This window comes from Trichocoleus sp. Lan (assembly GCF_039961855.1).
Classification (GTDB): Bacteria; Cyanobacteriota; Cyanobacteriia; order Cyanobacteriales; family FACHB-T130; genus FACHB-T130.
In genome coordinates this window covers 183,120-205,480 of record NZ_JAMPKA010000006.1, presented here as the reverse complement: position 1 = coordinate 205,480, position 22,361 = coordinate 183,120, and the positions used below count along the sequence as shown (strand labels likewise).

The window sequence follows — 22,361 nt, the reverse complement described above, 5'->3', positions numbered from 1 at the left end:
GTGGTGCTTTCATCACTGCCAAGCATTCGTTTAGAGGAGGACGGCAGAGAGGCGATTAGTATTTAAAATGAGGATCTACAAAGCGCACGGTGTGTTGTTCCCCCAGTTGGCATAGTCTATGTCTGTTCTCACTCGCTCCACGTCTCGTCGGCTGCAAACTTTACAACAAATTCCTAGCGTCTGGGAAGGCGATCGCCGTCGATTATCTGCTGGGATGGCGCAAAGCTTAGAGTCGGATACTCAGACAGACAGCGAATGCATTGTTTGGGTGGATGGCGTCGAAGGAATGGTTCGAGCGATGGATGTCGTGACTTCCGAGACTGGGCCGGAAGCCGTTGTTCGCGCCCTGCTGCGAGCAATGGAACATCCCCACAGCCCTGCCAAGCCATCCCGTCCTCAGAAAATTGTAGTCCGACACAGAGAACTTCAGTTCTACCTACGGGGTGTTCTTCAGGATCTAGACATTGCTGTTGATTATGTACCAGAACTGCCCCTGATTGACGAACTATTTCGCGGGTTCCAAGAAATCACCAGCACCCGTCCCCCCAAACTACCGCCTGAATATGCCGAGTTGCTGGTACAAAAAGCATATGAGATTTGGGACGATGCACCTTGGGAACTGCTTGCCGACCACCAGATTATCTCAATTGAGCTAAACCAGTGGGATGTAGAGACGCTGTACGCCTCGGTGATGGGAATGCTGGGCATGGAGTACGGCATTTTGTTGTATCGCTCTCTGGACTCTCTGAAACGGTTTCGGTCGTCGGTTTTGGCAAAGGAGTCTTTTGAGGAGCTAGAAGAAGCATTTTTAGGGCAAGATTGCTTGTTTGTCACCTTCGAGCAGGCTGAAGATTCCTTAGACGAAGATGAAGAGGACGAAGACATTGATTTAGCTGACTTGCCGCTTTCAGAAATTCAACCCAATTTCGGAAATGTGCATCCGTTAGAGGGGATGCGACCTTTTTTATATGAGGAAGAAGCGATTGCAGTTTACGTGGCACTCGAAGCCCTTCATCGCTTTTTCCGAGCATCCAATCGCCAGCTGGCAGCAGAGAAATTCCCTACCTTGAGCAAACGCTACCGCATCGCTGCACCGCTAGAGGCGGATCTGCAAAAATCGATTCCCGTTAAGGTGGCAACGGTTCCCGATGTGGCGACGGAACTGTTTGAGATGGCAGAGGTGGCAGGGTTGGCAGAGGAGGAAGACAGCGATCTCGAAGAGATGACGTTACCCCTGCGGGATGACTTGGTTCCCAAAGATTCTTTCCTCAGCTTGGGGATGATGACTTGGGAGAAAGTAGAGTTGCTGCGTAAAACCGCTGATTTCTATCAAGCGAAGGAGGCGATCGCGGCGGGAGAGGGAATGCCAGTGATTTTGATTCAAACTTCTCGTCCCAAGGCAAAAGAATTGATTGAGCAAATCCAAGGCGCGGGAGGGTTGAAGGGAATTTGCTTTAATCCGGGAGAAGATCCTTTTGAAGGCGATCGCTATGACTTGGGAATTCTCCAAACTGAAAATGGCAATATGTACCTGTTTGGTGAATTTCAAGAAGACGATCCGATTCATCGCGAAGCTCGTCGCAAATGGGATCAGCGTTGTAAGAAAACTAAAGGCTACTGCGGCTTGATTGTGGCTAGGGGACTAAAAGGCGCATCTAGGGGAAATCCTCAGCTAGGCGACATGATGGCTTTATTTGAAGCGCGATCGCTCTCTAGTAAAGATTTAGGATTGGGGTTGCTCCAGCTGATGCCTCAGTTTGAATTCGAGTGAAGCGGCAAAGGGCTAGAGGAGATGGGGACGCCGTGAGCGATCGCCAATATCCAATTCCTCAATCCAGGCGATGAAAATCGGTAATCTTCTGCTGTCACCTGTTAAACTTTGTAAAGAAATTGAGAAGGACAGATGGCATGCGGGTTGCAATCGTCGGGGCAGGATTGGCTGGAATGGCGGCGGCAGTTGATTTAGTCGATGCCGGTTGCGAAGTCGAAATCTTTGAGTCTCGTCCGTTTGTGGGGGGTAAAGTCGCCAGCTGGGTAGATGCCGACGGCAATCACGTTGAGATGGGGTTGCACGTCTTTTTTGGGAACTACTACCAGCTATTTGAATTGATGAAAAAGGTAGGGGCAGATAACAATTTGCGCCTGAAAGAACATATCCACACCTTTATCAATCAAGGCGGCGTCACAGGTGCCTTGGATTTTCGCTTCATCACGGGTGCGCCTTTCAACGGATTAAAAGCATTTTTTACAACATCGCAGCTGTCATTGCAGGATAAAGTACAGAATGCGATCGCCCTGGGCAGCAGTACCATCGTGCGCGGCTTGGTAGACTTCGAGGGTTCGATGAAAACAATTCGCTCTCTCGATAAAATTAGCTTTGCCGATTGGTTTCGCAGTCACGGTGGCAGTAATGGCAGCATCAAGCGGATGTGGAACCCGATTGCTTATGCACTTGGATTTATTGATTGCGAAAATATTTCTGCTCGTTGTATGCTGACCATCTTTCAGATGTTTGCTGCTAGAACCGAGGCATCGGTGCTGCGAATGCTGGAAGGTTCTCCCTCCGAGTATCTGCACAAGCCGATTATTGAATACATAGAAGCCCGAGGCGCGAAAATTCATACTCGTCGCCGGGTACGAGAAATTCAATATACTGGCGAAGGCAACGAGACGCGAGTGACTGGCTTACTGGTTGCACAAGGAGAAACTGAAGAAACCATTACCGCTGATGCTTATGTCTGCGCCTGCGACGTGCCGGGAATTCAGCGCGTTTTGCCGCAAGCATGGCGTCAATGGTCGGAATTTGACAATATTTATAAGTTAGATACCGTACCAGTGGCGACAGTGCAGCTGCGGTTTGATGGCTGGGTCACTGAGTTGCACGATGCCCAAGAAAGACACCAAGTGGATCATGCTGCCGGAATTGATAATCTGCTTTATACAGCGGATGCCGACTTTTCCTGCTTTGCAGATTTAGCGTTAACGAGTCCCTCTGATTATTACCGCGAAGGGCAAGGTTCGTTGTTGCAGTTGGTGCTGACGCCGGGAGATCCGTTTATCAAAGAAAGTAACGAAGCGATCGCTCAACACGTCCTCAAGCAAGTACACGAGCTATTCCCTTCCTCCCGCGATTTGAACATGACTTGGTACAGTGTGGTGAAGCTGGCTCAGTCTCTCTACCGCGAAGCCCCTGGCATGGACCCCTATCGTCCTCCTCAGAAGACGCCGATCGCCAATTTCTTCCTTGCGGGTAGCTATACTCAGCAAGATTACATAGATAGTATGGAAGGGGCAACCCTGTCTGGGCGTCAGGCAGCAAAGGCGATTTTAGAAAATGTACAGGAAATAAAGGGTAAGAGCCAGTTGTCGGCAGTTTAGGGGAATAAACCGAAAAAACGCTGCATAGTGCGAAGGAAAAAAGAAGTAAATGGCTGAGTGGCTAGAGCATAGCGTGCAGGTAGAGGTGCCGGTTCCCATTGACGAGGTGTGGAACCTCTGGTCCGATCTGGAGCAAATGCCTCGGTGGATGAAGTGGATCGACTCGGTTACAGTTCTGGATAATGACCCAACCTTGTCGCGCTGGAAACTAGCCACGGGTGGCTTAGAATTCACTTGGCTTGCCCGTATCGTCAAAAAGGTGCCTAACCAGATTATCCAATGGGAATCTGTTGGTGGATTACCCAATCGGGGTGCGATTCGCTTTTATGACCGGCACGGCAGTAGCATTGTTAAGCTAACGGTGGCTTACGCCATTCCAGGCTGGTTGGGCAGGTTAATGGATAATCTCTTCCTGGGGCGCGTTGTCGAATCCACGATTCAAGCTGATTTGGATCGGTTTCGAGAATACGCGATTAAATCCCAAGGGAATACTTAGTAGTAATCACCCCTTCTTAAAAGCTGAGAGAGATTTTAGAGGGAGATATTAAGAAAAAAACGCAAATGCGATCGCATTTTCCGTCTTCGCGGTTCAAGAACTTTGGGGTAGCAGCGTGACAAACGCAATCACCAATCCGCCAAATAAGCACATCAAATACACGCCTAACAACAACAGCCGAGTTCCCCAACTAGAATGGGATTCCCGACAGCGTTGGGCAATATCTTTGACCATTCTGTACTTCTGAGCAAACGGTAGGGAACCGTAACCAGACTTTTTGAGCGTTTGGAAAATAGCCATCAGTACGCTATCAGAATCGTCAGTTGATTGGGGCAGTTCTCGCCGCAGTATCTTCAGAATCTTGGCACTGCGAAAGCTAGCAGGGATGCTAAACGCAATCAAAAATCCGAGGAAAAGAAAAATACCAGTCCCCGGACTCATACCGATAAAAACTAGCAACCCAACTGCGAAAAGTTTGAACAGAACATCGGTGTAGGGATGGCGGGAAAATATTAATAAGTCTAGGATGCGTCCTCCATCTAAAGGCAAGATAGGAAGTAGATTGAAGTAGTTAATAATCACCAGAAAGCTGATTACCTCTTGCAACCCTAAGGAACGCTGGAGAGAATCAGGAATTGCCAGCGCGATCGCAACTCCTAAGATTATCCCTGGAACCGGACCCGCCAGCAAAACTAGAAATTTTTCCCGAATCGTCGCATTTTCTTTGCGTCCGGAAGCCGCAGCACCAAATAAGGGCAAGAAGAAAATCGACGTATCTTTATAGCCGCACCCTCTCATCGTCAAAAAGTGTCCTAGTTCGTGCAAAAACAGGACGCCGATGAGAATCAGCAGTGTCTGCAAGTCGAAAAACGGCGTAAAGGAGATGGCAAACACTACCAAGCTGCCAAGCAACAACCACGACTTTATTCCTTTTCTGGCGCGTCCCCGTTCGATTCGTTCCATCCGGCGGAATCCCTCCACTTCTACCGCCGAAGGAATCTCCACATACCGATAGGGTTCTGTTTTTGCCTTTTGCGTCCACTTTTTGACCAGAGTTGTATACTTGCCGCTATCCCGTCCCAGCTGAATCGCTGTTTTCATCGCAGCACCGAGCTTAAGTTCTAGCAGTTCCGTTCCTTTAATCGGTGACAGCTGCCCTGATTTCACCAAGCTGTCTATGTAGGTGACATGATGCGATCGCAATCTCTCAATAAACGCTTTTGATGACATCGCGACGGGCGTTTTTGCAAGTGCCAAATGCTCAAGCTTGTCTTGATGGACTTGCCACTGCTCTTGGGTTTCCACCGCGTAAGGATCTTGGAGAATGGTATTGGGTATTTCTCCAATCACCCCGAAAGCCTGTCCATTCATCGTGTGTAATAGGAGACCATCCTCAAAAAACGTAAGAAACTCGATCGTAAACAGCCTCACCGATTCCGGTAGGCTACGAATGTTTACATTAGCGAATGTTTTAAATACCTCGTTGTATAGCACCATCCCCCAGCTTTTCGAGACATCCAGGTAAATGTCATTAAAGCTGAAATAGGAATGGAACTGAAACCCTAGCTTTTCAAGTTCTGGCAACGGAATCTCAAATAAATCTTTGATATAAGCAGGGATTTCCTCGCCGCTCCGAATTTCGTAATCGATGTACTGTAGAGTCAAGCCTAAAAGTCGCTGAAAAAAAATCAAGTAGCGGCACGCTACTAGCAACCCATAGACTGCTAATCCGTAAAGCAAATATTCCATTAACGGCCCAACCCTGTGTGTAGTTTGCTACCAGGCGGGGTCAACGTAGAGATTGATTGTTAATTGTTCGCACCCTGCCGGTACTGCTGTGATACAAGCACAGATGGTATGTCCGTCCGCTACCTCCACTTCGCAGGCGTGACACGAACCCATCAGGCACCCGGTGGGAATGAACACCCCAGCCCGTTCTGCTACCTGTAATAACGCTTCTCCTACCTCAGCGTCAACCGCAATCTCGTCAGGTAAAAAAAGTACACTTACGCTCATCAGTAGTTGGTAATGGGTAATGGGTATTTGGTAATGGGTAATGGGTGAAAAGCAATGACCCATTACCCATGCCTTAAGACAAAATAGGGTTTAAATCCAGGTGAGCTTCCACCGTATCTGCCAGCGAATCCAGAATGGTTTCTCGGTGTTCGCGGTAGTTGGCAACGCCTGTGGGGAGAGATGGAAGCCCCCGTTGCTGCCGTAGGTGATTTAACCAAGCTCTTCGCCAAGGGCCATTATCAAAAAGACCGTGGAGATAAGTACCCACAACGGATTGAGTAGCATCGACAATCCCTAAACTCGGGTCGTCAAATAGGGTTTTGTAGGAGTATTGCTTGGGTGCGTGTCCGGATGCTCCCATTCCTTCCTCTGAATCCAACAGCCGCGTGCGCCCTTGATGGATTTCATAACCGGCGACAGGTAAACCAGTTTGAGGATAGTTAGAAGTTACGAGTCGTTGGCGGGCAATTTTTTGGGCGGTAATTACGGTTTTTACGGGTAACAATTCCAGACCTTTGTAACGTCCGGTTTCACCTTCAATTCCTTCAGGATCGGCTAAAAATTTGCCTAGCATCTGGAAACCGCCGCAGATTCCCAGAATAGTACCGCCTGCTGCCGCGTAATTTTGAATTGCCTGCGCCATGCCGGTTTTTTGCAGCAGCATCAAGTCAGCGATGGTGGTTTTGGAACCTGGAATAATCACGGCATCCGGATGTCCCAAGGGTTCTCTGGGGCTAATGTATTTCACCGTAACGCTGGATTCTGCTTCCAAAGGGTCAAAATCGGTGAAGTTAGAAATCCGGGGAAGGCGGATGATGGCAATGGTGAGATCGCTGTGAGATTTGGTCGTGCGACGCTCAAACAAATCTAGGGAATCTTCGGCGGGCAAAGCTTGATCGATCCAGGGAATGACACCTGCAACGGGAATGCCGGTGCGTTCTTCTAGCCAGGTGATGCCGGAGTCTAAGAGCGATCGCTGTCCTCGGAATTTATTAATGACAATCCCCTTAATCAGCGCCCGTTCTTCCTTCTCCAGCAACTCCAGAGTACCGACTACATGGGCAAAAGCGCCCCCCCGGTCGATATCCACGACCAGCAAGGTTGAGGCATTTAAATGCTTCGCGACCCGCATATTCGCCATGTCGCGGTGCTTAAGGTTAATCTCCGCTGGGCTACCCGCTCCCTCACAGACCAGTAAGTCAAATTCTTCGGAAAGACGTTGCAGCGATTCTTCAATTGCCTGCCAACCTATATCAAAATACTGCTCGTAGTACTCCGCAGCACCCACTTGCCCGACGGATCTGCCCTTGATAATCACCTGGGAAGTCATGTCCCCTTGGGGCTTAAGTAAAATTGGGTTCATCTCCACCCAGGGCGTGACTCCCGCAGCCCAAGCTTGGACTGCCTGGGCATAACCAATTTCTCCTCCAGTGGGCGTTACGTAAGCATTCAGCGCCATATTCTGCGCTTTAAAGGGAGATACTCGCCAGCCGCGCCGAGATAGAATCCGGCAAAGTGCTGCGGTTAGTAGAGATTTTCCTGCGTGGGATGTGGTTCCCACGACCATAATCGCTTTCATTTTAATAGTTTGGGGTTATAGGGAAGAGCAGGCAAGCAGGCAAGCAGGCAAGCAGGCGAAAGGCACAAAACAGGGGGGCAGGGAAAAATTCTTACTCAGTCCTCAGTCCTCAGTCCTCAGTCCTCAGTCCTCAGTCCTCAGTCCTCAGTCCTCAGTCCTCAAAACAACCGGAACCAACGATTTAAGGCATTATAGAAGCGATCGCTAAAAGAGGGGGTAGGCCACGAACCACCCTGAAGTTCCCATTTTTCAACCAATTGGCGTCCCAAGGGTGTGAGGCGAAAACTATCGGTGATTCCTTGACCATCCACCTCTCGCCGCAGAATGCCTACCTGAATCAGCCACAACAGCGAACTTTCTGCGCCTAGTTCCCGCACAGGATGGCGGGTGTACTGGTGTTGGACGCCTGAAGCACCCGCGATCGCTTGCAGGGGAACGCTGGTTGAGCGCATCGCTGCAAACAAAGGCAGGAGGAAGGGCGAACAGCGCATCGCTCGTTCGGCACGGGATACACTGCCAGGGGAATATTGAATCGACTGGGAGTTTTTTGCCTCAACAGAATTCATCTCTTCATCTAATTTCAGGAAACAGCAGAGGATTAAAAATTGCCATCTAGTCAATATCGATTATTTATTAACCGACTTTTAGCGATCGCACCCACAAGCTTTATGGTTTTAGCTGTAGACGCTCTCCGGCGCGTCTCGTTAGGAGACTGACTGCCGTCATCCACCTTAGCTTAGCCCAAGCGGAATTTTAAAATATTGTAAAATTTGATTTTCACCAAACAATCATAACTGAGCAGGAAATAGAATTTATGGCTCTAGCAGTCGGTACAACGGCACCCACTTTCACCGCCAAAGATACCAATGGGAACACTGTCTCGTTGTCTGATTTGGCAGGAAAAACTGTGATTTTGTATTTTTATCCCAAAGATGATACACCCGGCTGTACCAAACAAGCTTGTAGCTTTCGAGATGCCTATGCAGACTATCAAGGCAAAGATATTGTAGTCTTGGGCGTTAGCAAGGATGATGAAGCGTCTCACCAGAAATTCACCGAGAAGTTCAATTTGCCTTTTCCCCTACTGGCAGATGTCGATGGTAGCATTATCAAAGCTTATGACGTTGAAGGAAGTAGCGGTTATGCCCAGCGCGTAACCTACGTGATTGGTGGTACTGGCATGATCGTTCACGTTGATTCCAGCGTTAACACGGGTAGTCATGCTCAGGATATCTTAGCGGCACTGGCTTCTTGAGCCGACGACTTTAGTCTTTAGAAATAATCCGAGAAGCCCGATTTCCATTAAGGAAACCGGGCTTCTCCATCACAGGACTATTTGAATACTGATTAGTTATGGCGTCGAAGATGCAGGGGTAACTGAGTTTGCTGGAGTGACAGGTGCTACAGGTGCTGCCTGATTTGGAGTACCAAGAAGTTGTAGTTGTTGACGCCGGAACTGATCGGCGGCAGTATTCAGATTGTTCTTCTGGTCGTTATTAAACTCGTCCATACTACGAATGTTGCCTAAGGTGGCTCGATGCATTAGGTCAAAAACACCGGAAGCACCGCCATTATTCGTCCGAGAAAATGGATCTGTATTTTGCTCTTGGAAAGTGTCTGCGGGATTGACCTCTCCTGGTTGCGACAGAGTTGATTGAGCCAGAGTTAATTGAGGCAGCAAGCAGGAGACAAATCCCATGCCAGCCAGGACACCGAGAACCAGTTTAGTTTTTTTATTCATGACAATTTGGGGCGAAACACGTTACGAAAGTTTTGAGTTTTGAGTTTTGAATAAAGACGAAAAATTTGACCTCTATGTTCAACTTTACAACTCAAAACTCGCTCAAGACTTGGTACTCATCACTCAAGACGATTCTTAAGCAAACCGACGACGCAGCAGTGGTTGAATTGCTAATAATATTACTGCATCAAAACCGAGAAGCACTAATATCGCAGTCCCAAAAGTTACAGCACCCCCAGGCGCTTGCATGACGACGCTACTGAGTGCCCAATCACTGTGGAGATACAGATAACGAATTGGCTCAATTGCATAGCTTAGAGGATTAAGTGTTGCGACAACCTGCAACCAATTGGGCATGAAAGATAGAGGGGCGAGGGCTGTGCTAGCAAACAGTAAAGGCAGGTTAGTAACAAAAATTACAGCAATCAGCTCGACGTGACCGGGCAAAGCAAAAGCTAAACCCAAGCTCAAAGCAGTGACACCTAGAACCAGCAATAGAACAATCAATGCGATCGCGCCCAAGCCTAAAAGATTGGGTAAACCGGCTCCTAAAAAAGCACTGGCTGCCACAATCACTGCCGCTTGGATTAAGCTCAGCGTCACAATATAGATAGCTGAGGCAGCCACAATCGAAAATCGGGATGCCAGAGGAGCGACTAATAAGCGGTTGAGAAAGCCAAATTCCCGGTCAAACATCACTGGCAATCCAGCATTCAGTGCCCCGGCAAAGGCAGTAAAAACAATCACACCGGCACCGAGAAATTGTCCGTAGCTCAAGTTATTCCCAAAAATGCCTTGAGGAGCATTTTGAAATAGCGCCCCGAAGAGAACCAACCACATTAAAGGCTGGATAATTCCTGCCACGAGCGTTGAGGGACGCCGTTGCAATTGAATGAATAAGCGCTTCGTTAAAGCCAGAGTTTCTTGAATAAAGTCGCTGACGAGGCTGGATGCAGCACCGGCATTAGATTTACCCGCTGCCTCTGGCTGCAACCGGATATCAGGTTTAGGAGGCGTTATCGTACTGCTCATATTAATTTCAGATGTTGATGTTGGATGTATGATTTTGGTCGCTTGGTGGTGTAAAAGCTTGCTCTACCGCATATTCTGCTTTTTCTCTGCCTTCGGATCGCGGCTACCCGCCGCCGCAAGTTCTGCATCCATCAGGGTTCTCCCCGTAGCGGCGAGATAAACATCATCTAAGCTAGGTCTAGCTTGGGCAATGCCAAAAATCGGTAAATTAGCGGCTTGTAGAGATTGCTGTATTGTCATCAGCGCGTCGCTTTGGGGCGTTACGACTAAATTGAGGGAATTCCCCTGTGCGCTATTGATGATCGCTTCTTGGACAAAAGGCAAAGATTGCAGCATCGTTTTCGCTTTCTCTGCTTCCTCAACGGGAGAAAATTCGCGGATACGCAGGGTGATGCGATCGCCTCCTACCCGATCCTTCAACTCAGAAGGCGTCCCAGCCGCAATCACCACCCCTCGATCGATAATCGCCACCCGGTCGGCTAAAGCATCAATTTCTTCTAAATAGTGGCTGGTGATCAGCACCGTTGTCCCGGATGCTCGCAACTGGCGCAAGAAATCCCACACGACGACACGGCTTTCAATATCCAACCCCACTGTTGGTTCATCCAGAACTAAGACATCTGGCTGATGCAGCAACCCAGCGGCTAAGTCGAGGCGCTTGCGTAAACCACCAGAGTAGGTGCCAGTTTTTTTATCGGCGTATTCTTGCAATCCCAAGACGCTCAGCACTGCCTCAATTCTCTGTTTCGCCACGGCACGGGGGAGGTGATACAGTGCGGCTTGCAGTTGCAAGAGTTCCCGCCCCGTCAGCACCTTATCTAAGGCTACCTCCTGAGCCACATAGCCTAAGCGTTGCCGTGCCCCCCTAGGGTTATCCACAACGGAGATGCCAGAAACTTCAATTTTGCCAGCATCGGGTGTGGTCAGGGTACACAAGACCCGCAGGGTTGTGGTTTTCCCGGCACCATTGGGTCCCAATAGACCAAAAATTTCACCAGGTTCGACCTGAAAGGAAACATTTTTAACGGCTTCTACTGAGCCGTAGCGTTTCTGAAGCTTTTCGATTAAAACAGCGGGAGCCATAAATGTCCCAAATTAACAAATCTAAACACTATTTGTTTCTATTGTATTTCAATCCCTCCTAAGGATTTATACTCCCACCGTGCTGGACTTCTCTACTTGAAAGGCGAGAAGTCCGTACCGTGACATCTCAAAAAAGCGAACAGCGCCGATCGCGCTAGCATTGGCTCAGTCAGACCCAGACCGCCGATTAATACTGCAAAGGAGAGTGAATACCTATGGTGACTGCTGCTGTTGTCCCAGCAAATTTCTCTCTTGAAGACTTTATGCGAAATCCCCCCGAAAAGGCTTTTACTGGAAAAGCTACACAATCTCAAGTGGACAGGGAGGCAAAGTTTATACAGATGTTCCTTGTCGTACCCACAAGCCAGGGCATCGTCCAGATGTAGCTTATCTCACCCCTGAATTAGTGGCTCAGTTTGGCAATGTTGCTGTATTACCGCAGAGTTTCCCTCTGGTTGCAGAAATCGTTTCATCCACTGATTTGGGTGAGGAGATATTTCTCAAAGCACGCGAGTTTTTGGATTCAGGTTGTTTGGAAGTTTGGCTGGTATTTCCTGAAAGTCGATGGGTAATTGTGATTACCCAAAGCCAAGCGTTGATGTTTACAACGCATCGGATAGTCAGCACTCAAACGGTATTGCCGGGATTTAATGTAGCGGTGGACGAGTTGTTGGTTTGAGGCTCAATACTGCCGCTTTTATGTTCAATGAAGGCGATCGCGCGAATTGTTGATAGGAATGCGATCGCCCTCAAACTTTACTACTACAAATCCTCTTTTCGTCGGGCGCGATGTTTTTCTAGCAACTCAGGAAAATGTTTAAGATCGTCAATTGATTGCGGTGCCGGATATATTTCTGTAGCAGGTTCAGCCGTCACCCTATCCATGTAAATACGGAAGGCTTCATCGTCGTCTCGATGTTCTTGTATGTAGGCTAGTAGTTCTTTGCGACTCATTGCCTCAAAATTAGGTTTTATCATAAATACCTCCAGCTTCCATTGCGGAAAATCAAAATTTCGGTTTCTTCTCCAGCTAGGAAGAATACTCCTCCTGTAGGTTCATCTATGCGAACTATATAAATAGGCAAATACATCTTCGTTGCCCAAGAACTCAGGATGAAGCAAGTCAATAGCTGTGCTGATGTAGGAATAATTCATACCCTTCCTTACTTTATGTTTCCTAGTTTAGCCTTGAGTGCCTCTTGAGAGTTCCTTGCCAAAACGCGATCGCTTTCAACGCAAAAAACCCGCCAAGGCGGGTTTTTTCGTTTAGACGCGATTTCTAATCGCCGGATCATTGCAAAATTGCGATCGCGCTAATGAATGTCTGTAGATGTTCGCCAACAAATGCGGTGAATTGATGCGTTACTGGTAAACTATCGACGACAATGCCGGTGCAGAGCAGCATCATGTAGAGGATGGAGTATTTAAACAGCGATCGCGCGACCTGTTTATCTCCAGGTGACTGCAACATCTGCCATGCTTTCTTAATAAAGAGACTCCCCAGGATTGAGGCAACAATCCCATAAACGATACCAGACGCGCCCAAAGGATAAACCAGCAACAACGTCATCGGTACCATAATCAGCGTGTAAAGCCAAATTTGCCGAGTCGTGACCACTTCCCCTTCAACCACTGGCAGCATCGGAATCCCGACCTTGGCGTAGTCATCTCGAATCATTAAAGCTAACGCCCAGAAATGGGGAGGCGTCCACACAAACACAATGGCAAAAAGCAGCCAAGCTGCCCAGCTTAAGGTACCGGTAACAGCTGCCCAACCGACTAGCGCCGGGATCGCTCCTGCGGCACCGCCAATCACGATGTTTTGCGTGGTGTGGCGTTTTAGCAAGTGGGTGTAGATGCCCATGTAGAAGACAAGGCCTGAGATTGCTAAGAGGGCAGACAGCAGGTTGGCGAAGACGGTCAGCAAGGTGAAAGAGAGACAAGCCAGGACAATTGCAAAAATTAGCGCATCGCGGGACTGCACCCGACCGGAAGGAATCGGGCGGTGGCGGGTGCGCTCCATTGCATAATCGATATCGCGATCGTAGATGCAGTTGAGGGTTTGAGCAGATGCGGCAGCGAGAGTCCCACCCGCCATCGTCACCAATAACAACAGCGGATCTACCTGTCCATCTGATGCCATCCACATACTCGCCGCCGTTGTGATCAACAGCAGCGGGATAATTCGGGGCTTTGTCAGCTGGTAGTAACTCTGAATGACCTCTAGGAAGTTTTGGTGTCTGCGGGAGACATCGGTTCCAACTATCATTTCCTGCATTATTTATTTTTTCCTAAATTACTTAGCCTGCCGCAACGCGATCGCTCAAGGGTAAACGAGTGCAGGCTTTGTTTGTAGAGTCCCACCCTGAGGGGTGCGGATTGATGAAGAGCTATACGGAAGGGTTGGGAATGACACTGGCGCGATCGCGCAACGCCAAAACAGTAAAAGCAACGAGCGTTCCGAGTAAAGCGGCTCCAACTGCCTGGTGAGCGACTGTCAAGGGTTCTACTTGGAGGTGCAAGCGGAAGGTTGCTACACCGAGAATCACTTGTAACACCAGTAAACCACCACCCAGATTAGCCAGACGGCGCAGCATCGGGTGCAGTGCGGGTGTGCGCCATGCCAAAAGCACGACAGCGACGATCGCTAAAGTTGGGGGAACGACACCCGCAATGTGGCTATTCATCACCGTACACAACTCTTGCGCCCCAAAGCACTGATGGAGCGCCCAGCGAGAACCCACTAATCCACCCAGGAGGCTTTGTAGATAGACCAAAATTGCAGCCGTTAAACTCACCCACGGCAATTTTCCAACCGTGCCCGTACCTTGATAAGGCAAGAGTGCCGCGCCGATTGTCAGTAGGGTGATAAAAAACAACAGTGCTGTTCCTAGGTGAGCGGTGACAATATCAAAACGCAGCAGTTGCGTGACCGTCAGCCCTCCCAAGACGCCCTGAAATACGACTAAAAAGAGTGCGAAGGTGGACGCCCAAGGCAGCCACCTGGGGAGCGATCGCCGATGCCACCAGGAAAGAACTGCTAGCGCGATCGCGCCTAAGCCGATCGCCGATGCATCCAACCTGTGAAACCACTCCAGAAACACCTGAAGATTCATCTGCGAAGAAGGCACCAGTTGACCGTAGCATAGAGGCCAATCCGGGCACGCCAGCCCAGCATTCATCACCCTCGTGGCACTCCCAATCGCCATCAAAATCAGCGTAGCTACGCCCAACCGAAACACCAAGCGACGGATCTTGTCCCTAGGGTGGGAATCCTCCGGAGTGCGAACATCCTGATGAAGGACGGATTCTGTCATAGCGTTCAAAAAGCTAATTTTTCACCAATCAAATCAGAGTATCCGCTCAATTCCAACCTAGCATCTGAATGGAGGAAGATGACCGGCTCTAGCTACCACTCTAATGACCCCGTTGCATCATCAGCCACCGCTTTAGGAATTTCTTCCAATTGCCGAGATTTTGCGGAAATTGAGGCGAATTAGGGCAATGCAATAATCTTGGTAGCTAAAATTTTTAGATTTCTTCTAAATTAGGTATTTCATTGTAAAAAAGAATACTGGTATTCAAAGAGAAAACCGCTAGAATCCAGAAGCAATCTTCTAGCTCTAAATCCCGAATCCCTGACAGGGCGGGAGACGCCTCCCAGGATTCATCCTAGCGGAAATGGCTTTGTCTGCTGGTACCTTTCCTGAAAATGGCGGCGATCCCAAAAAAATTCCAAAAGATAACTCAGATTGGCTCACCTTTATGGGATCTCTGCCTTACCGTGGTTAATGAGGCTCTTACTGATTTCCTAAGATCGAACACAAAGGCAGCTTCACTTCGAGGCAGTCTAGATAGACCAAATCGGTCTGGGCATCAGCCCACACTGTTTTGTTTAGAATTGCACCAAATCCAAGACAAAGCCCGTGAAAATCCCAAGCTCGATATTAACTTTACTGGTTGGCATTGTGCTGACCCTTGTCAGCCTGTGGTACGGTCAAAACCACGGTCTTTTGCCGATAGCAGCCTCTGAAGAAGCAACCCTAATCGACAGGCTGTTTAACGCGATGATGACCATTTCCACAGGTCTGTTCCTGCTGGTTCAGGGAATAATTATCATTGCGGCAATTAGATTTCGGCAACGTCCTGGCGATGATACGGACGGGCCACCCGTGCATGGCAACGTTCCCTTAGAAATTTTGTGGACGGCGATTCCAGCGGTGATCGTCCTGGGAATCTCGATCTACAGTTTTGAGGTTTATGGTCAAATCGGCGGACTGAATCCGATGGATCATTCGGTTGCTCACGCTCCGAGTCATCAGCAGGTTGCCAAAATGCCTGGAGCGGCGATTGCAGCTACCTTAACAGAGGCTGAAAACGCCACGGACACTGAAAATCGCAATCAGCAGCTGCAAGATAAAGTCTTAGAAGACCCCGCTACGGCAAAAGTCCGCAAGGAGCTTCCTCAACTGCGGGATTCAGCCGATGTAGGCGTAACTTCCGGTCGCATTGGTCCCACACCTGACAAGCAAGGTCAAGATCCAGAATTTTATGTGAATGTTACGGGTCTACAGTTTGCTTGGCTTTTTAGCTACCCCGGAACCGATGTGACAGCGGGCGAATTGCATCTTCCGCTTGGACGGGAAGTGAAATTGAACATCTCGGCAAATGATGTTATACACGCTTTTTGGGTGCCTGAGTTTCGCCTCAAGCAGGATGCGGTTCCAGGACGCCAAACTGAGCTGCGGTTTACACCCAACAGACTCGGTGAGTATCCGCTCATTTGTGCGGAACTCTGTGGTGCTTATCATGGAGTCATGAAGACAACGGTCATTGTTCAGACCCCCGAAGATTTCCAGAATTGGCTTGCCGAGCAGCAAGAAGTTGCCAGTTCGGAGGCTCTCGATCGGGCGGTGGCAGTAAACCCCGCAGAACGCTCAGATGCTGAGTTTTTGGCTCCCTACGCCAGTGAAATGGGGATCGATGCCGAAACTCTACACCCTCTCCACCACCACTGAGTAAGAGAGTGATGAGTGATGAGTGTTGAGTTGTGAGTTAAAAAAGTTCTCGTAAAAATCTTTTATTTAATTCAAAACTCAAAATTCAAAACTCAAAACTCTTTTGACCCCCCTTAACTTCTGAATTTGAGATGACACAAGTAGAGCTTCAAGAAAAAGCAAATCTACCAGCCCACGGTGAACAACCGAAGGTAACGCATTGGCGAGAATACTTTAGCTTTAGTACCGACCACAAAGTGATTGGGATTCAATACCTGGTCACGACGTTTATCTTTTATTTGATTGGTGGAGTCCTGGCAACAGCCGTTCGCACGGAACTGGCAACCCCAGAGTCCGATTTTGTCGCCCCAGATGTTTACAACAGCTTATTTACGGTTCACGCGACGGTGATGATCTTCTTGTGGATCGTGCCTGCGGGAACCGGCGGCTTTGGGAATTACCTGGTGCCCTTGCTGATTGGAGCAAGGGATATGGCGTTTCCGAGACTGAATGCGATCGCCTTCTGGATCATCCCACCGGCTGGGTTGCTGCTGTTGAGCAGTTTCTTAGTCGGGGCACCCGGTGCGGGTTGGACTTCTTATCCCCCCTTGAGCGTTGTCAGTGGCAAACCCGGTGAAGCGATTTGGATTCTCAGCGTCCTGATCCTGGGAACCTCCTCGATTTTGGCAGCGATCAATTTTCTCGTCACCATCTGGAAGATGCGGACGCCAGGGATGGGGTGGAATCAAATGCCCTTGTTCTGCTGGGCAATGCTCGCCACTTCTGCATTGGCTCTCATCGCTACGCCTGTATTAGCAGGGGCACTGATTCTACTATCCTTTGACCTGTTGGTGGGTACGTCCTTCTTTAACCCGACTGGGGGGGGCGATCCCATCGTGTATCAGCACCTATTCTGGTTTTACTCCCACCCGGCGGTTTACATCATGATCCTCCCCTTCTTCGGGATGATCTCAGAAATTTTGCCGGTTCACGCCCGCAAGCCGATTTTTGGTTATAAAGCGATCGCTTATTCCAGTCTGGCAATCAGCTTTTTGGGGCTAATCGTCTGGGCGCACCACATGTTTACCAGCGGCACCCCTGCCTGGTTGCGGATGTTTTTCATGATCACCACAATGGTGATTGCTGTCCCTACCGGGATCAAAGTATTTAGCTGGTTGGCAACCATTTGGGGCGGCAAACTGCGCCTGAACAGCGCCATGCTGTTCGCAATGGGCTTTATCTCCATGTTTGTCATCGGCGGCATCAGTGGCGTCATGGTGGCAGCTGTGCCCTTTGATATCCACGTTCACGACACCTACTTTGTCGTGGCTCACTTGCACTACGTCCTCTTTGGCGGCAGTGTTTTCGGCATTTATGCCGGATTCTATCACTGGTTCCCCAAGATGACGGGACGGATGCTGAACGAAACTTGGGGCAAAGTTCACTTTGTCCTGATGTTGGTTGGCTTCAATATGGCATTCCTGCCGATGCACAAGCTAGGTCTAGAAGGGATGAACCGACGGATTGCTTCCTATGACCCGAAATTTACCACTCTCAACGTGATCTGCACGATTGGGGCATACATCCTCGCCGTCTCCACCATTCCTTTCATTGTTAATGCCTGCTGGAGTTGGATAGCGGGTCCCAAGGCACCTGATAACCCCTGGCAAGGACTGACCCTAGAGTGGATGACAACCTCGCCCCCGCCACCGGAAAACTTTGAAAAAGACCCAGTGTTAGCCACTGGGCCTTATGACTATGGGATGGGCGATCGCCGCACTCAAGTAGAGGTGCCCTTTGACGAGCCTCGAAATCCAGTCTTGGCTGCTGGCCCTGACTCGGCTCTCCGTGCCGATCCCGATCCCGCAGTGGCGGTGAATCCCGATGACCGCCAAGGAGAAAGTCACAATCGGTAATGGTAATCGGTAATCGGGAAACGATGACCTATTACCGATTCTCCACTACCCATTACGTATCCAACTCTTTCTAGAGGAGATTCATGCAAGGTTCAACGATTGACCCAGCGAAAACTGCCCTCAACTATCACCACAACTCAGAAGCGGCTGTGGAAGCCCACGGCGTAGAACATCATGATTTCCGCATCCAGGGGCTGATTGTGTTTCTGATTGCGGAAGGCATGATCTTTGTCGGCTTATTTACCGCCTATCTCGCCTTTCGCGCTGTGGCACCCAGTTGGCCCCCGGAAGGAACGCCAAAGTTAGAGCTATTACTGCCCGGAATCAACACACTGATTCTGATTTCTAGCAGTTTCGTGATCCACAATGCGGATACTGCCATCAAAAAGAACGATGTGGCAGGTTTAAGGACTTGGTTTGCCGCAACTGCCTTAATGGGAGCGATTTTCCTGGGGGGTCAGGTTTACGAGTATACCCATTTGGAATTTGGCCTCAGCACTAACTTGTTTGCCAGCACGTTTTATGTTCTGACTGGTTTCCACGGTCTCCACGTTCTTTTAGGACTAGGGGCGATGATTGCTGTTTTGTGGCGCAGTTTAAAACCCGGTCACTACAGCAGCGAACACCACTTTGGCGTTGAAGCCGCAGAGATTTATTGGCACTTCGTCGATATTGTGTGGATTATTTTGTTCACCATCCTCTATCTGATTTGAATCTTTGTTTTTGCTTTTTTGACAAAGCTTGCCCCCAATTGGGGGCTTTTTTATGAGGAAAAGTTACTCTACTGATTGGAGGCGGGAAGGAGTCCTAAAATTTTAGATTTGGGGTTTGGGATTTTGGGTTGAAAATCTTAGACAGTCAGCGACTTTCCCGATTGAAAATCATGCAACTGTTCCGCAAATTGGTATGAATCGATGGACGCAGATGAACTACTGAGGAAATATGTAGAGGGCGAAAGAGATTTTTGTCTAGCCGACCTAAGTGGAGCCGACCTGAGTGGGGTAAATCTCAGTCAGGCGGATTTTAGTGGGGCCAACTTAAAAAAAGCTACCTTGAGTCGAGCGATTCTGAGCCGATGCACCCTAGCCGCAACCCACATGGAGGAAGCCGACTTGTGTGAGGCAGACTTGCGTAGAGCCGATTTGAGTGGAGCTGAAATGTTTGGAGCTTTCTTAATTGCAGCCAACCTGAGTTTAGCCGACTTGATTGGCACCGACTTGACGAAAGCCAATTTGAGTTTAACCGACTTGATTGGAGCTGACTTGATTGGAACTGACTTGAGTGAAGCTAACTTGAGTTTAGCCGACCTGCGGGGAGCTGACCTGAGTGGAGCTAATCTGAATGAGGCTAATCTGAGCGCATCCCATCTCTATGAAGCTGACTTGAGCGAGGCCAACTTGGAGGGAACGAACTTCCGTAGAGCGCTCTACAACGAACAAACTAAGTTTCCCGAAGAGTTTGATCCAAAACTAGCAGGAGCATTGTTGATTGCCCCGAATGTATTGCTGGCAGGGCTAGACCTGAGTAGAGCGAACCTTCCTGGGGTTAATCTGCGTGGAGCTAACTTGAGCGGTACTAACTTGAGCAAGGCAGATATGGTTTGGGTAGATTTGAGTGGAGCCAATTTGAGTGGAGCTAATTTGAGTGGAGCCAATTTGAGTGGAGCCAATTTGAGTGGAGCCGACCTCAGCGAAGCTAATTTGAGTGGAGCCATCATGCCGGATGGCAGCCTTCACGACTAGGTCAGCTCAAACAGTGAGAGATTAGACAAGACTCGTAGGGCGAATCTCTAAAGGATTTATGCTGTTAGCGATCGCTCCATTGTTTCTCAAACTGGGCATAAGCTTGATTAATTGCCTGCATTTGAGCTTGGGCATTGGTAGAAGGATTAACATCAGGGTGATACTGCCTTCCCAAACGTCGGTAAGCACGCTTAACATCATCAGCATCAGCGTTCCTTTCCACGCCTAAAACTTCCCACCATTCCCCAGATGGCACTGCGTCAAGTGTAGATTCACTCACGCCAAAGCATTTTTGCCAAATTTTCAGTGTGTTCTTCTCACCGCCACTCACCAGCGTCTGTCCATCGAAACTGAAAGCAACAGGATGACGCCCAGGCAGAGTATCCAGCAGTTCTCCATCTAGGTTCCAAAGTTTGATAGTACCGTCTCGGCTGCCACTGGCGAGGGTTTTTCCATCAGGGTTAATAGCGATAGAAACAACCCCAGATGAATGTCCTGTAAGAGTGCGAAGCAATTCTCCAGTCTGGAAATTCCACAACTTAATTGTCGCGTCTCCACTCCCACTCGCTAGAGTCTTTCCATCCGGGCTGAAGGCGACAGAAGTAACCCAGCCTGAATGTCCGATAAGGATGCGATGCTGTTGTCCACCGCTCAAATTCCAAAGCCTGATAGTTTGATCGGCACTTCCACTAGCAAGAATTTGGCTATCAGGACTAATCGCAACAGACAAAACCGCGTCAGAATGTCCATTAAGAGTGCTTCTTAGTTTTCCCGTATAGGCACCCCAAAGCCTAATCGTTTTATCAGCGCTTCCACTCGCAATAATTTTTCCGTCAGGGCTGAAGGAAACTGAGTAAACAAAGCCCGAATGACTGTAAGAGGAGTTTAAATAAAAAAAGGTGCGGAGAAATTCTTTTTTAGGCAGATTCCAGGTAGTAATTTTTTGGTCAAAACTGCCACTGGCAATCGTTTGACCATCTGGGCTAATTGCCACTGAAGAAACTTCCTGTCCTTGCCCAAAGAAGTTAAAAATCTGTTTTCCAGTCTTCAGGCTCCACAGGGTAACGATTCTATCATCACTCCCACTAGCAATCGTCTGATTATCAGAGCTGATGGCAATTGAATTGACTGCGGCTGAATGCTCTTTTAGGGTGTGTACGCATTTCCAGCCTTGAGGTGTCTGAGACTCAATTTTTGTCAATCCTGGTGCCATCTTAGGCTGAGAAGATTCCGGTTGAGGTAACGGTGTTTGATGAGTAGAAATTTTAGGCGTTACAGAGGGATTTAAACTTGGGTGAAATGTAGAAAATTTGGATGAAATATTTTTATAAGGTGCAGAATAATTTAGATTTAAAACAGTCTTCGCTGGTATTTTTGCTTTTAGCGCCTTCAACTCGTCTTCAATTTCTATAGCGGCAAATTTTTCCTCTAAAACATCACCTGCTAGCTTCTTATCTAGCGCTGCTAATTCTAGCTCTAGAAGAGCATTAGTATAAGCTTCTTGCCATGATACTTTCTCTTCCATCCGCTCGAAAGCTTGATATGCGGTTTCCCCGCTTCCAGAGCCGTCAATCAGCTTCAATAAACCGTAAACTCCCAGCCCAAAAACTGCACCTGTTGCCGCAAAAGAACCCATACCAATTCCAACCGCTGTTCCCTTGAAAGCTAATCCCATGCCGCCAAAAACAGAGGAAAAACCTGCGCCGCCTACTGCACCAATTCCCATCGAACCTAAAGCGAAAGCATCTCCTTCTCCTACCGCTTTGAATGCTCCATAAGCAGCAGCACCAGCAACCGCGCCCGCTGCTGTAACGGGTGCCATGCTAATTCCAACTGCTCCGAATCCTCCGACTAATCCCATCCCACCAACTGCTGCGGAAACTCCAGCACCCGCCGCCGCGCCTCCGGTAACAAATGCAGCACCTGAGATAACATCATCTTGTTTATGGGTTTGAAACATTGCTTTTTTTGCTAGATGGCTGGGATAATTTGGCAACTGGAAGTTTCCTTATATACCTAGCACAAGCAAGTTTAGCCTTAAATCGTATTTTTACTTAATTTTAAATTTGTTTACAACAAATCCAATTAGTATTTGTTGCTATCTGAAATTATTTGTGAAGGCAAAAACAGTGTATTGAACCGCAAAGACACAAAGAACACGTTGGCGTTCGCGTAGCGGCGCGGATGTGCTTAGCCTGTGCGTTAGCGAAGCGGCTCTGAAAGAGCTAGCGCTTAGGAAGAGACAAAGAGGAACTGATTGGTTCACAAAGGAAATAGATTGCTATAGTCTCAATTTCATTGACGTTATGTTTTTAGTGAATAGCACATGAAAAGCGCCTCACTTTTTTCATCGACATATAATGATGTTAGATAGTCTTGAG

The 22,361-nt window shown here is 48.7% G+C and carries 21 protein-coding genes; 10 read left to right on the top strand and 11 right to left on the bottom strand.

Annotation, left to right across the window (positions count from 1 at the left end):
• Positions 1-118: 118 nt before the first annotated feature.
• The 3 genes from NDA03_RS08035 (at position 119) to NDA03_RS08025 (ending at position 3,874) form a co-directional block, all read left to right on the top strand.
• Positions 119-1,771, top strand: a complete 1,653-nt coding sequence (locus NDA03_RS08035) for a hypothetical protein (protein ID WP_348237766.1) — start codon at positions 119-121, stop codon at positions 1,769-1,771.
• A gap of 137 nt (positions 1,772-1,908) precedes the next feature.
• Positions 1,909-3,378 carry a 9,9'-di-cis-zeta-carotene desaturase gene (gene zds, locus NDA03_RS08030; protein ID WP_348237765.1) on the top strand — a complete coding sequence of 490 codons (1,470 nt, stop codon included), beginning with the start codon at positions 1,909-1,911 and terminating at the stop codon, positions 3,376-3,378.
• Positions 3,379-3,427: 49 nt separating this feature from the next.
• A complete protein-coding gene (locus NDA03_RS08025; RefSeq protein WP_190410963.1) occupies positions 3,428-3,874 on the top strand; it encodes an SRPBCC family protein in 447 nt (148 codons plus the stop codon).
• Positions 3,875-3,967: 93 nt separating this feature from the next.
• Here NDA03_RS08025 and NDA03_RS08020 read toward each other — a convergent pair whose 3' ends face one another.
• The 4 genes from NDA03_RS08020 to NDA03_RS08005 form a co-directional block, all read right to left on the bottom strand.
• Complete coding sequence (locus NDA03_RS08020; RefSeq protein ID WP_348237764.1) at positions 3,968-5,623, bottom strand: site-2 protease family protein; 1,656 nt, start codon at positions 5,621-5,623, stop codon at positions 3,968-3,970.
• A gap of 27 nt (positions 5,624-5,650) precedes the next feature.
• Positions 5,651-5,890, bottom strand: coding sequence for a 2Fe-2S iron-sulfur cluster-binding protein (locus NDA03_RS08015; RefSeq protein WP_190410965.1), 240 nt, complete (start codon positions 5,888-5,890; stop codon positions 5,651-5,653).
• Between the two features lie 73 nt (positions 5,891-5,963).
• The gene (cobQ, locus tag NDA03_RS08010; protein WP_190410966.1) at positions 5,964-7,469 is read right to left on the bottom strand and encodes a cobyric acid synthase CobQ; all 1,506 of its coding nucleotides are present in this window, start codon (positions 7,467-7,469) and stop codon (positions 5,964-5,966) included.
• 158 nt (positions 7,470-7,627) lie between these two features.
• Positions 7,628-8,035 carry an Npun_F0494 family protein gene (locus NDA03_RS08005; protein ID WP_348237763.1) on the bottom strand — a complete coding sequence of 136 codons (408 nt, stop codon included), beginning with the start codon at positions 8,033-8,035 and terminating at the stop codon, positions 7,628-7,630.
• 248 nt (positions 8,036-8,283) lie between these two features.
• On the opposite strand from NDA03_RS08005, the gene NDA03_RS08000 reads away from it, so the two are divergent.
• Complete coding sequence (locus tag NDA03_RS08000) at positions 8,284-8,724, top strand: peroxiredoxin (RefSeq protein ID WP_348237762.1); 441 nt, start codon at positions 8,284-8,286, stop codon at positions 8,722-8,724.
• Between the two features lie 96 nt (positions 8,725-8,820).
• Here NDA03_RS08000 and NDA03_RS07995 read toward each other — a convergent pair whose 3' ends face one another.
• From NDA03_RS07995 to NDA03_RS07985, 3 genes are all read right to left on the bottom strand, one after another.
• Positions 8,821-9,210 carry a hypothetical protein gene (locus NDA03_RS07995; RefSeq protein WP_348237761.1) on the bottom strand — a complete coding sequence of 130 codons (390 nt, stop codon included), beginning with the start codon at positions 9,208-9,210 and terminating at the stop codon, positions 8,821-8,823.
• A 135-nt stretch (positions 9,211-9,345) separates the two neighbouring features.
• Positions 9,346-10,242 (bottom strand): ABC transporter permease, encoded by an 897-nt coding sequence (locus NDA03_RS07990; protein WP_348237760.1) that lies wholly within the window; start codon positions 10,240-10,242, stop codon positions 9,346-9,348.
• A gap of 63 nt (positions 10,243-10,305) precedes the next feature.
• Complete coding sequence (locus tag NDA03_RS07985) at positions 10,306-11,325, bottom strand: ATP-binding cassette domain-containing protein (RefSeq protein WP_348237759.1); 1,020 nt, start codon at positions 11,323-11,325, stop codon at positions 10,306-10,308.
• Between the two features lie 215 nt (positions 11,326-11,540).
• Between NDA03_RS07985 and NDA03_RS07980 the strand changes: the two genes are divergently transcribed.
• The gene (locus NDA03_RS07980) at positions 11,541-11,711 is read left to right on the top strand and encodes a hypothetical protein (protein WP_348237758.1); all 171 of its coding nucleotides are present in this window, start codon (positions 11,541-11,543) and stop codon (positions 11,709-11,711) included.
• On the top strand, positions 11,633-12,004 hold the full coding sequence (locus NDA03_RS07975; protein ID WP_348237775.1) for a Uma2 family endonuclease: 372 nt from the start codon (positions 11,633-11,635) through the stop codon (positions 12,002-12,004). Before NDA03_RS07980 ends, NDA03_RS07975 begins: the two co-directional genes overlap by 79 nt.
• Before the next feature lie 83 nt (positions 12,005-12,087).
• Here NDA03_RS07975 and NDA03_RS07970 read toward each other — a convergent pair whose 3' ends face one another.
• From NDA03_RS07970 to NDA03_RS07960, 3 genes are all read right to left on the bottom strand, one after another.
• Positions 12,088-12,303: a hypothetical protein gene (locus NDA03_RS07970; RefSeq protein ID WP_190410974.1), complete on the bottom strand. Its 216-nt coding sequence runs from the start codon at positions 12,301-12,303 to the stop codon at positions 12,088-12,090.
• 313 nt (positions 12,304-12,616) lie between these two features.
• Positions 12,617-13,603, bottom strand: a complete 987-nt coding sequence (locus NDA03_RS07965) for a heme o synthase (RefSeq protein ID WP_348237757.1) — start codon at positions 13,601-13,603, stop codon at positions 12,617-12,619.
• A 112-nt stretch (positions 13,604-13,715) separates the two neighbouring features.
• Positions 13,716-14,642, bottom strand: a complete 927-nt coding sequence (locus tag NDA03_RS07960; RefSeq protein ID WP_348237756.1) for a heme A synthase — start codon at positions 14,640-14,642, stop codon at positions 13,716-13,718.
• Between the two features lie 609 nt (positions 14,643-15,251).
• On the opposite strand from NDA03_RS07960, the gene NDA03_RS07955 reads away from it, so the two are divergent.
• From NDA03_RS07955 to NDA03_RS07940, 4 genes are all read left to right on the top strand, one after another.
• Positions 15,252-16,343 carry a cytochrome c oxidase subunit II gene (locus NDA03_RS07955; RefSeq protein ID WP_190430223.1) on the top strand — a complete coding sequence of 364 codons (1,092 nt, stop codon included), beginning with the start codon at positions 15,252-15,254 and terminating at the stop codon, positions 16,341-16,343.
• Positions 16,344-16,474: 131 nt separating this feature from the next.
• Positions 16,475-18,238, top strand: coding sequence for a cytochrome c oxidase subunit I (gene ctaD / locus NDA03_RS07950; RefSeq protein ID WP_190410977.1), 1,764 nt, complete (start codon positions 16,475-16,477; stop codon positions 18,236-18,238).
• Between the two features lie 83 nt (positions 18,239-18,321).
• A complete protein-coding gene (locus tag NDA03_RS07945; RefSeq protein WP_348237755.1) occupies positions 18,322-18,951 on the top strand; it encodes a heme-copper oxidase subunit III in 630 nt (209 codons plus the stop codon).
• Positions 18,952-19,152: 201 nt separating this feature from the next.
• A complete protein-coding gene (locus NDA03_RS07940) occupies positions 19,153-19,980 on the top strand; it encodes a pentapeptide repeat-containing protein (protein WP_190410979.1) in 828 nt (275 codons plus the stop codon).
• 64 nt (positions 19,981-20,044) lie between these two features.
• Here NDA03_RS07940 and NDA03_RS07935 read toward each other — a convergent pair whose 3' ends face one another.
• Entirely contained in the window at positions 20,045-21,940 is a 1,896-nt protein-coding gene (locus NDA03_RS07935; RefSeq protein WP_348237754.1) for a DnaJ domain-containing protein, read from the bottom strand.
• Positions 21,941-22,361 lie beyond the last annotated feature (421 nt).

What these genes read in the sequence shown, in the direction of transcription:
- zds (WP_348237765.1), top strand. Translation starts at nt 1,909, where the DNA reads ATGCGGGTTGCAATCGTCGGGGCAGGATTGGCTGGAATGGCGGCGGCA.
- NDA03_RS07980 (WP_348237758.1), top strand. Translation starts at nt 11,541, where the DNA reads ATGGTGACTGCTGCTGTTGTCCCAGCAAATTTCTCTCTTGAAGACTTT.
- NDA03_RS08005 (WP_348237763.1), bottom strand. Translation starts at nt 8,035, where the DNA reads ATGAATTCTGTTGAGGCAAAAAACTCCCAGTCGATTCAATATTCCCCT.
- cobQ (WP_190410966.1), bottom strand. Translation starts at nt 7,469, where the DNA reads ATGAAAGCGATTATGGTCGTGGGAACCACATCCCACGCAGGAAAATCT.
- NDA03_RS07995 (WP_348237761.1), bottom strand. Translation starts at nt 9,210, where the DNA reads ATGAATAAAAAAACTAAACTGGTTCTCGGTGTCCTGGCTGGCATGGGA.
- NDA03_RS07990 (WP_348237760.1), bottom strand. Translation starts at nt 10,242, where the DNA reads ATGAGCAGTACGATAACGCCTCCTAAACCTGATATCCGGTTGCAGCCA.
- NDA03_RS07960 (WP_348237756.1), bottom strand. Translation starts at nt 14,642, where the DNA reads ATGACAGAATCCGTCCTTCATCAGGATGTTCGCACTCCGGAGGATTCC.
- NDA03_RS07945 (WP_348237755.1), top strand. Translation starts at nt 18,322, where the DNA reads ATGCAAGGTTCAACGATTGACCCAGCGAAAACTGCCCTCAACTATCAC.
- NDA03_RS07965 (WP_348237757.1), bottom strand. Translation starts at nt 13,603, where the DNA reads ATGCAGGAAATGATAGTTGGAACCGATGTCTCCCGCAGACACCAAAAC.
- NDA03_RS07970 (WP_190410974.1), bottom strand. Translation starts at nt 12,303, where the DNA reads ATGATAAAACCTAATTTTGAGGCAATGAGTCGCAAAGAACTACTAGCC.
- NDA03_RS08035 (WP_348237766.1), top strand. Translation starts at nt 119, where the DNA reads ATGTCTGTTCTCACTCGCTCCACGTCTCGTCGGCTGCAAACTTTACAA.
- NDA03_RS07985 (WP_348237759.1), bottom strand. Translation starts at nt 11,325, where the DNA reads ATGGCTCCCGCTGTTTTAATCGAAAAGCTTCAGAAACGCTACGGCTCA.
- ctaD (WP_190410977.1), top strand. Translation starts at nt 16,475, where the DNA reads ATGACACAAGTAGAGCTTCAAGAAAAAGCAAATCTACCAGCCCACGGT.
- NDA03_RS08020 (WP_348237764.1), bottom strand. Translation starts at nt 5,623, where the DNA reads ATGGAATATTTGCTTTACGGATTAGCAGTCTATGGGTTGCTAGTAGCG.
- NDA03_RS07935 (WP_348237754.1), bottom strand. Translation starts at nt 21,940, where the DNA reads ATGTTTCAAACCCATAAACAAGATGATGTTATCTCAGGTGCTGCATTT.
- NDA03_RS08000 (WP_348237762.1), top strand. Translation starts at nt 8,284, where the DNA reads ATGGCTCTAGCAGTCGGTACAACGGCACCCACTTTCACCGCCAAAGAT.
- NDA03_RS08025 (WP_190410963.1), top strand. Translation starts at nt 3,428, where the DNA reads ATGGCTGAGTGGCTAGAGCATAGCGTGCAGGTAGAGGTGCCGGTTCCC.
- NDA03_RS08015 (WP_190410965.1), bottom strand. Translation starts at nt 5,890, where the DNA reads ATGAGCGTAAGTGTACTTTTTTTACCTGACGAGATTGCGGTTGACGCT.
- NDA03_RS07940 (WP_190410979.1), top strand. Translation starts at nt 19,153, where the DNA reads ATGGACGCAGATGAACTACTGAGGAAATATGTAGAGGGCGAAAGAGAT.